Origin of the sequence: Butyrivibrio sp. WCE2006 (assembly GCF_000701985.1) — a bacterium.
In the GTDB taxonomy this organism is placed as follows: domain Bacteria; phylum Bacillota; class Clostridia; order Lachnospirales; family Lachnospiraceae; genus Butyrivibrio.
In genome coordinates this window covers 1-15,846 of the sequence record NZ_JNKH01000001.1, presented here as the reverse complement: position 1 = coordinate 15,846, position 15,846 = coordinate 1, and the positions used below count along the sequence as shown (strand labels likewise).

Sequence of the window (15,846 nt, the reverse complement as noted above, 5' to 3'; positions counted from 1 at the left end):
AATTATGACAACTCCTCTTTTATCGATTCTATAGCTTCAAGGATCTTCGCCCTCAGCTCATCATCCTGTAACTTATAATCAGTAACGGCTTTTGACATATTCCCAAGCTGCTTCCTGATTCTGTCTGTTCTCTCTATCATGTGAAGTTTTTTCTCATATCCTTCAAGAGAGTTAGTACATCTCTTCAACAGGTCATGTACACCCTGTTTACTAATATCATATTCCTCAGCAATCTCAACCAGCGAAAGATCGTTGTAGACTGCATCCTCATATACCTGCCTCTGATGGGCTGTCAGAAGCTCTCCATAAAAGTCATATAAAAGCCCCTGCTCAACAATCTTCTCCATATTCCTCTATAAACAATATTCAAAAGATAAGGCTCTAATTCTTACTGCCTTATATCTTCCGATATAGAAATAAAATGCGATACTATAGGCACGATGCTTATAATATCGCATAATCTTTTTTGTGTCAAGTATTTTTACTTTACTTTGTTGTGATGCATATATTTAAATTAACATCACCGTGTATCCCGTCTATATCCCCGTTTTTATTATATTGCCACATATAATATTCATAAGGAAAATACTGAGGATATCCAAAATACGAAATCCAAATAGGATATTGGGAAGCTTCATGTATATCCACTAGTTCACTGAAGGTTCTGATATTGCCTAATATCATAGGTCTGTAGCCAGCCTGCTTAATCGTATCGCAAAAGCCTCTCACGATTTCAGTGTATATTCTTCCCGAAAGCTTCGAAGTCCTCACATCAGTTGTATTAAACTGCTCTATATCAATAGCTATAGGATATGTTATGTCATATCCTTCAATTGAATCAAGAACAAACTGTGCTTCTTCTCTTGCTTCAGCTTCATTAACAGCCTGGGAATAAAAATATACGCCCACTTCCAGCTCAGCCTTAAGTGCATTTCTGAGATTTGACTTTAGATTATCGTCCTCCTGTAAATTCCCGTCTGAGGAGTTTCTGGCTCCTGCCTTTACCATAACAAAATCAACACCGGATTCCTTGACTTTATCAAACTCAACAGCTCCCTGAGCCTTGGAAATATCAACTCCCTGCGTCACTCTTATGCTCTCGTCTGCTCCGTTATAGCTGATTTTGCCATCGGATAAAAGTGTGAATTCATCGGGTAAAACAGGACTTTTATTAACATCTTCGGCAATCGGTGTAAAGAAATACTGTCCGCCATACTCTGTGACTATTTCATCAGGAAACAGTGTCCTTATAGCCCCTATTCTGTCTCCTTCCACAAGTTTTTCCCTGAAATTATTCCGCAGTAAGTCCCCTTCCTGCCTTCTGGCATTGGCCTCTGCCTTTTCAATAAGCGAGGAAGCCTGCGCCATGGTGTAGTAACCTTCGCTCTCAAGAACATCCAGTTCGTTCTGGGATGCATCTGCCTGCCGTCTGGTAGCTGCATTACTAAGAAGCAGCCCTATGCAGGTCGAAAGAGCCAGAATACTCACAAGACTCAGGAAAATAACAGATATCAGGTTCTTGGTATTTCTAACCATTTTGCTATTGTGTTTAGGATTATCAGTATTTTTCATAGGTATTTATATCCGTTCATCAAAATAGCTCTTGTAGCCTTCACCAAATATTTCAGAAGCACTTGTTACAATCATAAACGCATTGGGATCTTCTTCACGGACAATATCCTCAGCCAATGGAGAAAGCCTCTTTTTAATGGCACAGAGAATGACTTTTTTGTCCTCTCCGCTGTATGCCCCCTGTCCAAAGACATGAGTCACTCCTACATCAAGTTCCTCCAGAAGTCTTGCAGTTATCTTATCCGTGTTATCAGAAATAATATAAATAAGTTTTGCTTCATCTCTACCATACAATACAAAGTCAATAACATATGATGTGATCATGACACCCAAAAATGAGTAAAGCACAACTTTCATATCCTTAAGAACAACACCCGCAAAAGCGATAACAAAAATATCTATTATCATAAAAAGAACGCCGGTCTTGATATGTGGATACTTTAATCTTAACACCTTTATTATAACATCAGTACCACCTGTAGTCGCATGACATTTAAATGTAATACCTATTCCCACGGCAACAAAGACACTACCAAATATGACACCAAGTATTACATCTTTTACTATAAAGCCTGTTCCATATTTCGCAAGCAGGTCAGTAAAAATAGAGTTTGCTATAGTGGCATATACCGTGGAGATTGTAAATCGTATTCCAAACTTATAAATTGCCAGGAACAGTATCGGTATATTCATAATCATAAACCACGTACCTGTTCCTAATGAAATGATTCTGTTCAGAACAATCGCTGCACCGGTTATTCCACCGGGCGCGATATTGTTGGGATCATTAAAAAGACTTGTGCCGATTGCATAGAGGAATGCTCCAAATGTAATCAGCAGATAGTCCGTTCCCTTCTTTGTGATTTTTTCAGTATACTTCATAGGCTTTAAATATTTGTACGAACAAGCTTGGGCTTATACCCGTTTTCTTCGAGGGTATTCATAATTTCCATCTTATGCTCGCTTCCAAATGCCTCCAATGTAATACGCAGTTCCACTGCTGCGTTTCTGTTTATTGATACAAACTGATTATGCTCAAGTTTGATAACATTACCACCAGTCTTGGCAACTACGCCGGCAACGCTTGCAAGCTGTCCCGGCTTGTCAGGAAGAAGGACTGAAACAGTGAAAATACGGTCTCTCATAATAAGTCCCTGCTGTACTACAGAAGACATAGTGATGATATCCATATTTCCGCCTGACAACACACAAACGATTCTCTTATCCCTGACATCAAGCTGTCTCAAAGCGGCAACTGACAAAAGTCCTGAGTTCTCAACTACCATCTTATGATTCTCAACCATATCAAGGAATGATACAACCAGATCCTCATCCGGTACAGCTATTATCTCATCTATATTCTTCTGAATATAGGGGAATATCTTCTCACCGGGAGTTTTAACTGCAGTACCATCAGCAATGGTATTAACAGTAGGCAGTGTAGTCACCTTACCGTTCTTTATACTTTCCTGCATGCAGTTTGCACCTGCAGGTTCAACACCTATTACCTTTATTTTGGGATTGAGAAGTTTTGCAAGTGTTCCAACACCTGTAGCAAGTCCGCCTCCGCCGATTGGAACAAGTATCATGTCGACTGTGGGAAGCTCTTTTATGATTTCCATTGCTATAGTTCCCTGTCCTGTAGCAACATCGAGGTCATCAAAAGGATGTACGAAAGTGTATCCCTTCTCATCTGCGAGCTTAAGAGCATGCTCACATGCCTCATCATAGACATCTCCATGAAGTATAACTTCAGCACCAAGAGCCTTTGTCCTGTTAACCTTGATAAGGGGTGTGGATGTAGGCATAACGATTGTTGCCTTAACTCCGTAGCTCTTTGCAGCATATGCAACACCCTGTGCATGATTACCGGCTGATGCTGTTATGAGCCCCTTTTCTCTCTCTTCCTCAGACATGGTAGAAATCTTGTAATAAGCACCTCTTACCTTGTAGGCACCTGTTCTCTGAAGATTCTCAGGTTTAAGATAAACCTTGTTACCTGTAGTACCACTCCAGTAATCACTGTAGATAAGCTTTGTCTCAAGTGTAACTTTTTTTACATCCTCATAGGCTTCCTCAAATGCAGGAAGTGTGAGACTTTCATTTTTCTCAGACATGACATCCTCCTCCAAGATCGATAGTCATCATTTTACCGGCTTCGATCGTATCCTTTTTCCTTTACTAATTAAATTCATAACAGTTTTTCAGGCAAATAATGCATCAACAAACTGGTTCGAATTAAATCTCTCCAAATCGTCCAGACTCTCTCCTACCCCAATATACTTAACAGGAATATTGAGTTCTGATACGATTGCTACTGCTATTCCTCCCTTTGCCGTACCATCAAGCTTTGTGAGAACAATGCCTGTAAGATCAGCAACTTCACCGAATTCTCTTGCCTGGGAAATGGCATTCTGTCCTGTGGTACCATCAAGAACGATAAAGTTCTCTCTGTGAACATCCGGAAGCTCTTTATCTAGAATCCTGTTCATCTTAGCAAGCTCTTCCATAAGATTCTTCTTATTATGAAGTCGTCCTGCAGTATCTATGATTAAAATATCGCAGTCTCTTGATCTGAAAGCTGAAACCGCATCATATATAACACTGGCGGGATCCGCGCCGTCTCTACCTGCAATAAGAGGCACCTGTGCACGCTCGGTCCATTCCCTTAGCTGCTCAGTCGCGCCGGCTCTGTAGGTATCAGCTGCAGCCACAAGGACCTTCTTACCACTTCTTCTGTACAAAGCAGCAAGCTTCCCGACAGAAGTTGTTTTACCTACGCCGTTTACTCCTATAACAAAGATAACTGTCTTATGATTCTCAAACTCATAAGTCTCCTCATCCGTCTTCATCTGTTCACGGATGTTGGAAATAAGAAGTGTCTTGCACGCCCAGGTATCGGTAATATGATTATCTCTGACCTGCTCTCTGAGCTTGTCCATAATCCTGCTGGTGGCATTGATTCCAATGTCCCCCATGATCAGGGTCTCTTCAAGTTCCTCGTAAAACTCTTCATCCACTGTTGAGAAATTACTAAGAACATTGTTTATTCCTTTTACTACGCCTTCTTTAGTTTTTGTCAGACCATTGGATAGTCTCTCAAAGAAACTGTTAGCCATTAATCAGTTAGCTCCTTATCAATCAAATTAACACTTACAAGCGTTGATACACCCTTCTCCTGCATGGTAATACCATAAAGCCTGTCAGCACTTTCCATTGTACCACGCCTATGGGTAATTACAATAAACTGTGTTGACTTAAGCTTATGCAGATAATGAGCAAATCTCACAACGTTGTTTTCATCAAGGGCCGCCTCAATCTCATCAAGCAGGCAGAATGGTGAAGGCTTAAGATTCTGAATTGCGAAAAGAAGCGCTATCGCTGCAAGTGCCTTCTCACCACCGGAAAGCTGCATCATGTTAACAAGCTTCTTTCCCGGAGGCTGGGCATTGATTCTGATACCTGCTTCAAGGATATCCTCATCCTCTACAAGCTCCAGGGTTCCTTTTCCGCCTCCAAACATTTCCTTAAATACTTTATCAAACTCTGTCTGAATCTTGGTGAATTCTTCCATGAACTGCTTTCTCATGGATTCATCAAGTTCGGTAATTATTTCTCTAAGCTGCTGCTCAGCAGTTACAAGGTCATCATGCTGAGTCTTCAGGAATGTGTATCGCTCCATCAGGATTCTATAATCCTCGATGGCGTTGACGTTGACATCTCCCAGCTTTCTGATGGCATCCTTTAGTGTGGCTATCTGCTTTTTCATGGCAGACATATCCGTCATCTCTTCATCTCTTAAGCTTGCAGCATCCGTGAGAGTAATCTCATACTCATCCCACATATAATTGATCTGAGTTTCGATGGACTCTCTTGCACGCTCACATCTTGCACCAAGCCTTGTAACTTCCTTATCGAGACCATTCATGGTCTGATTCAGTTCTTCGGTCAGCTTAAAGAAATTCTTCTGGGAAGCAGTGAGTTCTTCCTTTCTTGCCCTTTTAACTTCAAGCTCTTTGCTTACATCAGTCTGCACATCCTTTGAACTCTCAATCGTGAGCCTTATTTCTTCAATATCCTTCTTCCTCTGAGTAAGGATTTCATTATTTTTCTTTATGGATTCAAGGATTTCCTCAAGAGCTGCCTTTTCACCATTTATCTCGCTGTTTATACGATCAAGATTCTGCTGCTCAAAGGTTTCCTTCTGAAGTATCTTCTCATACTCAATATCCCATGAGGATACATTCTCCGATTCCTTCTCCTCTTCAGTATGAAGGCCTTCAAGTTTTGCCTGATAATCAGATACCTTCTGAGCTTCATCCTTCTCAGTCTTCTCGGAAAGTTCAAGCGCCTCTGTATACTCAATGCGTTCTTTCCTGATATCAACCATCTGCTGCTCAATTGATTCATTCTCAGCTTTAAGATCAGAATAGTTACCTTTCTGCTGACTCTGTCTCTCCTTCTCATTCTCCACGTTTATTCTTGCAGTATTCTGCTCGATAAATTTTGTCTGGAGAGTATTTCTTAATTCCTCAATCGTAACACGCAGCTCGTTTCTACGATTTTTGGTGCTCTCTATTTCTTTTTGTAAAAGAGCGATGTCCTCTTTACACTTTTTGGTGTTCTTCTCAAGGTCCTCCATCTCTCTTCTTCTTCCGAGAAGATTGGAGTTGTTCCTGAACGTACCACCACTGATGGCACCACCCGGAACCAGAAGTTCTCCCTCAAGAGTAACCATTCTGATAGTATATTTATATTTTCTGGCAATCTTAACAGCGTTATCTACTGTATCGACAACCACTATTCTTCCAAGCATCGCCTTGGCAACACTTCTGTATCTCTCCTCAGTATCAACCAGTTCATCAGCCATACCAAGCACACCCTTTTCGCCAAGTGCCTCCTGGGCCTTGAATTCCTGAGGATCCCTGATACTTGTAAGCGGAAGGAATGTAGCTCTTCCGGCTCTGGTCTTTTTGAGGTATTCAATCATATCCTTAGCAGTATCTTCATCATCCGTTACGATATTCTGAATATTACCGCCAAGGGCTATTTCAATAGCCGTCTCATATTTTGGCTGTGTTTTAATGATATCAGCAACAACACCGATAATTCCCGGATTCTCATCCTTGCGCTCCATTACCTTTTTAACACTGCCGCCATAGCCTTCATAGCGCTCTGTAAGGTTACTTAGTGCTTCAAGCTTGGACTTTTGCTGTGTATAGAGATTTTGAACCTCGCGAAGCTTCGCATCCTTCTGAGAAAGCTTATCTCTGATACCATTCAGCTCATTCTCTGAATCCTTTTTCCTGGTATTCATTGAACGGATTTCATCTGTAATCTGGTCGAATTCAGCCTGTAATTTCTTTATGATCTCTTCCTGCTGAGATTCATCGGATCTTGCCTTGACGAGTTTTCCGGTAAGTTCCGCCTTCCTGATATTTATCTGCTCCTGCCTTGTATCAAGTGAGCTAAGCTTTGATTTTATGGTAGAACGCTCACCCAGAGTCTCTATGATCCTGCTCTTGCAGTTTTCAATTTCATTATTGATTTCGCTGATCTGAGATATTATGCCATCAAGCTTTTTCCTTGCTTCCTGTCTGTCAGCTGATAACCCTTCAAGTTCCTTGTCAATTTCATTCTTAACAAGAAGAACCTTATCTCTTTCCTTTTCTTTTTCAGCGATTCTGGCTTCTTCGTCAGTTTTTCTTTTTTCAAAATGCTCCGCCTCATTTGTGGCTGAACGAATCTGCTCATTCATGATACCGATCTGACCTTCAAGCTTTTCCCTCATGACGGAAGTATCGGTAATCTTGGCTCTGGCCTCCTCAATATCGTGATCCAGCCCTTCCAGTTCAACCTGAATCTCTTCATACTGGTTCTTAGTGTCAGCATATCTGGTCCTGGCTTCTTCAAGATTTTTGGATGCTATCTTGAGATTCTCCTCAGACTCTTCCAAAGTCTTTTTCTGAGCATTATTTTCCAGAAGGAACATGTTTACATCAAGTGTCTTCAGTTCTTCCTTATGTTTTAAATATACCTTTGCAACTTCTGACTGCTTTTCCAAAGGCTCAACCTGTTTCTCAAGCTCTGAGAGTATGTCATTTACACGGGTGAGATTCTGCTTCTCCTGCTCAAGCTTTTTAACTGCAGTATCCTTACGGGATTTGAACTTAACGATACCTGCCGCTTCATCAAAAAGATTTCGCCTGTCTTCAGGCTTACTGGACAGAATTTGGTCGATCTGGCCCTGTCCGATAATAGAGTAACCCTCTTTACCGATACCTGTATCAAAGAAAAGCTCATTGACATCTTTAAGACGGCATGAGTTACCATTGATCATATATTCACTCTCTCCTGAGCGATAAAGCCTTCTGGAGACAGTTACTTCATCATATTCAATAGGAAGCGCATGATCTGAATTATCAAGCGTTATAGCGACATAAGCGTAGCCTAAGGGTTTCCTCAGCTCCGTTCCCGCAAAGATTACATCCTGCATAGTACCGCCGCGGAGCTGCTTAATTCTCTGTTCACCGAGAACCCATCTCACAGCATCCGCAACATTACTTTTACCTGAACCATTAGGTCCCACAATTCCGGAAATACCATTATGGAATTCAAGCTTTATCTTGTTTGCAAACGACTTAAAGCCGTGAATTTCAATGCTTTTTAAATACATCTTACTCTTTTTTCAGTTCCAGGATAGCCTGATATGCAGCCTTCTGCTCAGCTGCTTTTTTAGTCCTTCCTGACCCCTCTCCCAATTTTTTATCACCTACGAAAACCGCAGCTTCGAATATTTTATCATGCTCAGGTCCTTTTTCGCCACAAATTTCATATCTGAGTTCTGCGGTACTGTCCTTCTGCACAAGCTCCTGAAGGACTGATTTGCTGTCATAAAAAATCTGTTTTTCCTCGGGATTATCCAAAATAAATTTCTCTATATGAGCCCTGGCAGCATCTATTCCACTATCAAGATAGATAGCGCCGATAATAGCCTCCATTACATCCGAAATAATTGATTCTCTGAAACGGCCGCCTGTAGCCTCTTCGCCCTTACCAAGAATGAGATATTTTTCAAGATGAATTGCAGCTGCACAATAAGCAAGAGCAGGTTCGCAAACCATAGCTGCTCTCATTTTAGTCATCTCACCTTCTCTTTTTTCAGGGTAAGTCTTAAAAAGATAATGACTTGATACCAGCTCCAGTACCGCATCACCTAAAAACTCAAGCCTCTCATAATCCCCACGCTTATTGATTCTCTGTTCATTTGCAAAAGAACTGTGTGTCAGTGCCTGGAGTAAAAGATTTTTATCCTTGAAATGATATCCGATTTTTTCCTGTAAATCATTAAGTTCATTATCGCCTATCATAGAAATCTCCTCTATTAACTCTTGCTAAAAACAACAAAGTGATATGACGCAAAGCAAACTGGTGAGCTCTGCTCCATATCACCTTCTAGTCAATATTATGAACCTATCAGCCTTCGTTTCTGGCCTTTTTCAGAAGCTCTACTGCCTCACCTACTGTAGAAATCTTCTCAGCAAGTTCTGCATCAATTTTTACGTCAAACTCATCTTCAATGCCCATAATAATCTGGAATACATCAAGTGAATCTGCACCAAGATCATCTGTAAATGTTGTGTCCATTGTGATCTCATCCACATCAACATTTAATACGTTAGCAATAACTTCCTTCAGTTTTTCGAATTCCATAACTTCTCCATTCCTTTAAATCTTTATAACTATTTCACAGAAAATATCCATGTTATAAAACTATAATACCATATATAGTTCCTTTACAAGTATTTTTTACGATTCTGATGTAATAGACTCTTTAATCTTTTCTGCAATATTCTGTTCCGTAAAGGTTACACACTGTAAAATACTGTTCTTAACCTCTACAGACTTGGCACTTCCATGAGTTTTTACCACCAGTCCGGTAAGTCCAAGCATAGGTGCTCCGCCATACTGATCCATATCATAGTCTTTTAGAACCTTCTTAAGAGTAGGCTTTATCAAAAGTCCTCCGATTTTGGCTCTGAGATTGCTCATAAGTCCCTGCTTTACCACTTTAAGAAGTGTAGTAGCAACACCTTCATACATCTTCAGTACAACATTTCCGGTGAAAGCTTCACAAACAATTACGTCAGCGACTCCCAGAGGAATATCTCTTGCTTCTACTGAACCGATGAAATTAATTTCGGGACAATTCTTCAAAAGAGGGAAGGTCTCCTTTACAAGTGCATTACCTTTTTCCTCCTCGGCACCGATATTTACAATTCCTACCTTAGGATTTTTAACGCCGCAGAAGTTCTCCATATAAACAGATCCCATCTTTGCAAACTGAACCAGATGAGAAGGTCTCGCATCAACATTAGCACCACAGTCAATAAGAAGCGATACACCGTTCTGTGTGGGAATAAGCGGTGCAAGAGGTGATCTCTCGACCCCTTTGATTCTTCCGATTATAACCTGTCCGCCTACCAGGGTAGCTCCTGTACTTCCGGCAGATACATATGCATCACACTCTCCGTGTTTTACAAGAAACATGGCCTTGACTATAGAAGAATCCTTCTTGGTTCTGATAGCCATTACCGGAGGCTCTGCCATCTCAATAACTTCTTCAGCATTGACTACTTCTACTCTGTCAGCATCATAAGTATATTTTGAAAGTTCGTCCTTAACAACCTGTTCCTTACCCACGAGAAAAATCTTAAGCCTGTCAGATTCCTGCAGTGCTTCAATTGCGCCCTTGACAATTTCAAAGGGGGCATTATCTCCTCCCATTGCATCAACTGCAACTCTTACAAAATCAGCCATTGTTACTCCCCAATCTAATTAAAAATGTTTGACAAAAGTTTACTAAAAAACATAATAAAAAGCAACAAACCCGAGACTCATAAGAATCCCGGGTTTGATATGTTCATAATGATTATCAATCTTCGTTAGCTACAACGCTCTTCTTGTTGTAGTAGCCACATTTTTTGCATACCTTGTGAGGCTGCATAAGCGCGCCACAGTGGCTGCACTTAACCAGTGTGGGAGCAGTCATTTTCCAGTTTGCTCTTCTCTGGTCTCTGTGACCCTTAGAAGACTTATTCTTCGGGCAGATAGACATTCGGTAACACCTCCTTACAGCGTTCATATCATGAACCATAAATGGTCATTTGCATTTGTCAACACACTCTTGCTATTATATGCACTAATTCACATATTGTCAATGAAAAAAATATTAATTCATCAAATCTCTTCATTACCTGCAAAGTTCGTTAGTATCTCTGGCAATGGCAAGTTCTTCATTTGTAGGAACAACAAGAATCTTCACCTTGGAAGCATCAGTTGATACAATCTTTTCTTTTCCGTGAACCTCATTAGCTTCCTTATCAAGCTCAACTCCCAAAAATCCGAGTCTCTCACAGATGATATTTCTTACAAGAGGTCCATTCTCACCTACGCCTGCAGTAAAGCATATGCAGTCAACTCCATCCATTGCTGCGGCATAAGCACCAATATATTTTGAAACACGGTAGCAGAAAGTATTGATTGCTCTGATACATCCCTCGTCGCCGTTATTGTAACCGTCCTCAAGATCACGGAAATCTGAGGATACATTACCTGAAAGTCCGTAAACACCTGACTTTTTATTCAGAATGTTCTCAGCTTCAGCTGCGTCACATTTTTCCTTTTTCATAATAAACTCAACTACTGAAGGATCGATGTCACCACTTCTGGTTCCCATGATAAGTCCTTCAAGAGGAGTAAGACCCATTGAAGTGTCTACGCATTTACCGTTTTTAACTGCTGATACTGATGCTCCGTTTCCAAGATGACAAACAATAGTCTTAAGATCGCCGTAATCTTTTCCAAGCATTTCAGCTGCTTTCTTGCTTACATAAGAATGGCTTGTTCCGTGGAAACCATATCTGCGGATCTTATACTTCTCATAAAATGAATAAGGTATTCCATAAAGATATGCTTCCTCAGGCATGGTCTGATGGAAAGCTGTATCAAAAACAGCCACCATGGGAACACCCGGCATGGACTTCTGGCATGCTCTTATCCCAATGAGGTTAGCCGGATTGTGAAGCGGTGCAAGATCTGAAACTTCCTCAATTGCCTTTATTACTTCCTCATCAATTACTACAGACTTGGTGAATTTCTCACCGCCATGTACGATTCTGTGTCCTACGGCACCAATCTCTGAAAGTGAACTGATAACTCCTGTCTCTGAATCTGTGAGTGCTTCTATAACCAGTTCTATTGCACGGTTATGATCAGGAATTGCTGTATCCTTTGTAATCTTATCACCATCACCGGGAGTAAAACTGATCCTGCCGTCGATGCCGATTCTCTCACAAAGCCCCTTTCCGATTACCTTCTCAGTTTCAGAATCTATAAGCTGAAACTTAAGGGAAGAACTACCGCAATTGATAACCAGTATTTTCATTATTAAACCTCCATGATATTATATTTTTTATGAAGACTGTAGGAATTATAGCTGAATTTAATCCTTTCCACAAGGGACACGAATACCTGATCCGCACGCTCAAAGAGCAGACCGGGTCAGATTATGCTGTCATTATAATGAGCGGAGATTTCACTCAGCGTGGCGCTCCTGCAATTTTCGATAAATACACAAGAACTAAAATGGCCCTTTCATGTGGAGCTGACCTCATTTTAGAGTTGCCAATATATTATAGCACATCCAGCGCAGAATTTTTCGCCGGAGGAGCCATTTCCATACTTGATAAACTGGATTGCATCGATTATCTTGGCTTTGGCTCAGAGTCAGGTAATATCGAAGCTCTCCAAAAAATATCAACTATCCTTGCAAATGAACCTTCAGATTTTTCAGCTATGATTAAGGAAAATCTGAAATCAGGAAAAAACTACGCGGTTGCCAGAGCTACCGCTTTATCTGCGTATCTTGGAGAAGATACATCTTTTCTCTCAGAGCCAAACGATATACTTGGAACGGAATATATAAAAGCTCTCACCATACAAAAAAGCAGTATGGTTCCTTTTTGTATAAAAAGAGAAGGAGCCTCCTACTCTGAAGATACCATCTCAGATAATCCTGATGTGTTTGCATCCGCAAAAGCTCTTAGGAGCTTAATCGAAGACAATGCAGATATCAGTGCTTCTGTAAATAATCTTAAGAGCCAGCTTCCCACCGGGGTATTTGACCTATTAAAAGAGCTTTGCGAAAGTAAGGCGCTGAAAATCTGTACTCTTGATAATTTTTCAACGCTCCTTCACTATAAGCTTATATCTGAAAAAAATGCCGGATTTGATAAATATCTCGATGTATCCTCAGATTTTTCAGATAAGATAAATGCCAATATTCGCAGTTTTTCATCAATTACAGGCTTCACCGATAAGCTGAAATCAAAGGATCTTACCTATACAAGGATAAGTCGTGCTCTGTTACATATTCTTCTCGGACTTACAAAGGAAAACATGTCTCTTTATGTAAAAGATAAGGATTCTTTTACTTCCTATGCAAGAATTCTGGGGCTTAATAAAAACGCATCCCCGCTTTTAAAAAAAATTCAGGAATGCTCCCGCATCCCTGTAATTTCTAAACTCTCTGATGCATATAAAGCACTATCAGAAGAAGAGTACTCTCTTCTTTCAGAGACGATAGTTTCATCAAATATTTATGACCTTATAAACAGTAGAGAAACCATAAATGAATATGCAAAAACACTTATCACAATTAGCCGCTGAATCATTTGGCAGCTATATTGTCATCTTTTTGATACTCCAAAATGTTTCCCGCCGGTTTTAACCTGCTGTCACCTGATCAGAGAATACTTCCGAAGGCATAGGCTTTGCAAAATAGAATCCCTGTATCATTTCGCAGTGGAGTTTTCTTATGTAATCATATTGCTCCTGGGTTTCAACACCCTCTACTACAATTTTCAGTCCCAGTCTCTTAGCCATCTGTACCACTGACTCAAGGACTATCATTCCCTTCTCACTGTTTTCAATATTTCTAAGGAAGTACATATCAATCTTGACAACATCAACAGGAAGATCCTTAAACATATTAAGATTGGAATATCCGCTTCCAAAGTCATCCATCATTATCACAAAGCCATAACTTCTAAGCTTGGACAGCATTTTTATGATACTGTCCATATTGTCATTAAAAGCGCTTTCCGTAAGCTCTATTTTTATAAGCTTATGATCAAGTCCGTATTTATCAACAACTGCTACAATTTCTTCAACTATGCCATGATGATCAACATCAACTCTTGAGAAATTGACAGATACCGGAACAACAGACGCTCCCTGATTAATCCAGTCACGAAGCATTCTGCAGACTTCCTCTAGCACATAAAGATCAAGCTCTGTGATAAAGCCGTTTCTTTCCAAAATAGGAATAAAATCTGAAGGATTGATCATCTGATTTTTTGAATCAATCCACCTTACAAGTGCCTCTGCACTGATTCGCTGTCTGGTCATCGTGTCACACACAGGCTGCAGATAGACCTTGAACTCTCTGTCCAGAATAGCCCCTCTGACCTTCTGTTCTACTATCTTTCTATGCTCATCCTCTTTTCGTATATCATCATCATAAAATGCCACATTTGTCTTGAAATTACCGGATACCCATTTTAGTGCATATCCCGCATGATCAAGCATTTTATCTATATCCTTGTCCCCTTCTTCGAGCCTGTACACACCTGCATAAAAAGACACAGCATAATCAAGCCCCGTAAGAGGATTCTGAATAGCTTCTGTTATATCCGAACTGGCTATTGTGCTTATAGAAACCTCCTCATCTGTCAGCACTGCAAAAGTATCACCGCCTATTCTTCCACACACAGCTTTATGCTTTGCTTTATTGACACACTCTTCAATATTTTCCGCAAGAATGTTGAGCACACGGTCACCATTTTCCATACCGGTTCTCTCATTCAGCTCCTGCATATGATAAATCTGAATTTTAATCATGGAATAACCTTCCATGCTCTGCTGATGCATGAGCTCGTCACAGGATCTGATAAATCCCGTCTTGTTATTAAGTCCTGTCAGCTCATCAACCGTAACATCAACAAAACAGAAAACAACAATAAACATGGCAAGTGCAAGAGCTATTACAAGACCTGTCAGGGATTCCTCAGGAAAAGCTGCCTGATAAAAGAGATTTAAAATGGTTATAAAGAAAACTGTTATTAGAAGTCTTTTCCTTACTTTACCAAGATACCTTGAATGTTTGACCGCACAATGTCCCACAAGAGTAGCGCAGAGCATATAATAGACAAAGGTAACCCACATCATCGTTCCATGACTGTAGGACATGGTTTCCTTATCAAGAAAAAACAAAAAATTAAAGAAAATATTGCCAAATGTAGCGAAAAAAATCATAACAGCAAGAGCCCCTCTCAGAAGGAAGAGATTGCCTTCTTCGCCGCATAATTGGTAAAAGTACCGCGTCGCACAATACGGTATCAGATACAGCACGCAGAAATAGATAAGCAGCATCACATATGTAAAATAATATGATTCCGGCTTTGCAATTTTTAGTAGAATAACAGTTAATGAATCCAACACGTTGTAAACTATTGCAGCACAAATCAGAAGCTTTAAGTTAAATCCGAAGTTCTTCATTAGTTTGGGTCGGATCCATGCACATGTTAAACTTGTAAGTATTACCATTATACCGGCAACATCAAACTGGTAAGAGAACTGCATACTTTTCCTCTATCTAATCAATACAAAAAAATCGCCTCCACAGAGGGAATCAGGCGAAACTAAGAATTTTTATAATTCGACCAGGGTAAACTCGCTAAGTACTCCGGTAAAATAAAAAAAGAGAAGTTGGAGTACAAAATGTACTCCATTCTCCTCCCTTGTTAATTATAATATATAATTTTATAAATGCCATTTCAAGTTATTTTTTGACCGCGTAAATTTACTGTAGGATTTAATAGGTTAAAGAAACCTTGATATGCCTAAGCATCAGCTGGCATCTATAGATACGGAAATTCTTTATCCGCTCCATTTAAGCTAACATTGATAGATATGTATGTCAAGGACAAGCCAACGGTGCATCCATGCATCCTTGACATACATATCTATCAATGCACTTATGTTATCATGCGGATAAAGGATTCCCTTGGCTTTTCAAGCCGTTACAAAGTCCATATCCCACTATTAAAATACAACTGCTCCTTTGTCTGGAGACTCAGTTTATGATTCATGGCTTCATAGTATTTTCCAACGTTTCCATGTGTATTTTTCTCTGTGCGTATCATAGCTGTT

At 40.2% G+C, this 15,846-nt stretch carries 13 protein-coding genes; 1 reads left to right on the top strand and 12 read right to left on the bottom strand.

Annotation, left to right across the window (positions count from 1 at the left end; all coding sequences use genetic code 11):
* Window positions 1-2: 2 nt before the first annotated feature.
* The 11 genes from ylxM to T501_RS00015 all read right to left on the bottom strand — a co-directional run bounded on the left by ylxM (window position 3) and on the right by T501_RS00015 (window position 12,019).
* A complete protein-coding gene (gene ylxM, locus T501_RS00065; RefSeq protein ID WP_044912576.1) occupies window positions 3-347 on the bottom strand; it encodes a YlxM family DNA-binding protein in 345 nt (114 codons plus the stop codon).
* A 139-nt stretch (window positions 348-486) separates the two neighbouring features.
* Window positions 487-1,536 (bottom strand): glycoside hydrolase family 25 protein, encoded by a 1,050-nt coding sequence (locus tag T501_RS19685; RefSeq protein WP_207641172.1) that lies wholly within the window; start codon window positions 1,534-1,536, stop codon window positions 487-489.
* A 42-nt stretch (window positions 1,537-1,578) separates the two neighbouring features.
* Window positions 1,579-2,454, bottom strand: a complete 876-nt coding sequence (locus tag T501_RS00055; protein WP_026510007.1) for a YitT family protein — start codon at window positions 2,452-2,454, stop codon at window positions 1,579-1,581.
* 5 nt (window positions 2,455-2,459) lie between these two features.
* The gene (gene ilvA, locus T501_RS00050) at window positions 2,460-3,689 is read right to left on the bottom strand and encodes a threonine ammonia-lyase (protein WP_026510008.1); all 1,230 of its coding nucleotides are present in this window, start codon (window positions 3,687-3,689) and stop codon (window positions 2,460-2,462) included.
* Between the two features lie 87 nt (window positions 3,690-3,776).
* Window positions 3,777-4,691, bottom strand: a complete 915-nt coding sequence (gene ftsY / locus T501_RS00045; protein WP_044912575.1) for a signal recognition particle-docking protein FtsY — start codon at window positions 4,689-4,691, stop codon at window positions 3,777-3,779.
* A complete protein-coding gene (gene smc, locus T501_RS00040) occupies window positions 4,691-8,248 on the bottom strand; it encodes a chromosome segregation protein SMC (protein ID WP_044912574.1) in 3,558 nt (1,185 codons plus the stop codon). Before smc ends, ftsY begins: the two co-directional genes overlap by 1 nt.
* Before the next feature lies 1 nt (window position 8,249).
* Window positions 8,250-8,942 (bottom strand): ribonuclease III, encoded by a 693-nt coding sequence (gene rnc, locus T501_RS00035; protein WP_044912573.1) that lies wholly within the window; start codon window positions 8,940-8,942, stop codon window positions 8,250-8,252.
* Window positions 8,943-9,048: 106 nt separating this feature from the next.
* The gene (acpP, locus tag T501_RS00030; protein WP_026510012.1) at window positions 9,049-9,285 is read right to left on the bottom strand and encodes an acyl carrier protein; all 237 of its coding nucleotides are present in this window, start codon (window positions 9,283-9,285) and stop codon (window positions 9,049-9,051) included.
* A gap of 96 nt (window positions 9,286-9,381) precedes the next feature.
* Window positions 9,382-10,392 carry a phosphate acyltransferase PlsX gene (plsX, locus tag T501_RS00025; protein WP_044912572.1) on the bottom strand — a complete coding sequence of 337 codons (1,011 nt, stop codon included), beginning with the start codon at window positions 10,390-10,392 and terminating at the stop codon, window positions 9,382-9,384.
* A 115-nt stretch (window positions 10,393-10,507) separates the two neighbouring features.
* A complete protein-coding gene (gene rpmF, locus T501_RS00020) occupies window positions 10,508-10,690 on the bottom strand; it encodes a 50S ribosomal protein L32 (RefSeq protein WP_026490935.1) in 183 nt (60 codons plus the stop codon).
* A 135-nt stretch (window positions 10,691-10,825) separates the two neighbouring features.
* Window positions 10,826-12,019: an acetate/propionate family kinase gene (locus T501_RS00015; protein WP_026510014.1), complete on the bottom strand. Its 1,194-nt coding sequence runs from the start codon at window positions 12,017-12,019 to the stop codon at window positions 10,826-10,828.
* Between the two features lie 29 nt (window positions 12,020-12,048).
* Between T501_RS00015 and T501_RS00010 the strand changes: the two genes are divergently transcribed.
* The gene (locus T501_RS00010) at window positions 12,049-13,302 is read left to right on the top strand and encodes a nucleotidyltransferase (protein WP_044912571.1); all 1,254 of its coding nucleotides are present in this window, start codon (window positions 12,049-12,051) and stop codon (window positions 13,300-13,302) included.
* Between the two features lie 57 nt (window positions 13,303-13,359).
* Here the strand turns inward: T501_RS00010 and T501_RS19680 are convergent, their stop codons facing one another.
* Window positions 13,360-15,276, bottom strand: coding sequence for a putative bifunctional diguanylate cyclase/phosphodiesterase (locus T501_RS19680; protein WP_050008028.1), 1,917 nt, complete (start codon window positions 15,274-15,276; stop codon window positions 13,360-13,362).
* Between the last annotated feature and the right edge of the window lie 570 nt (window positions 15,277-15,846).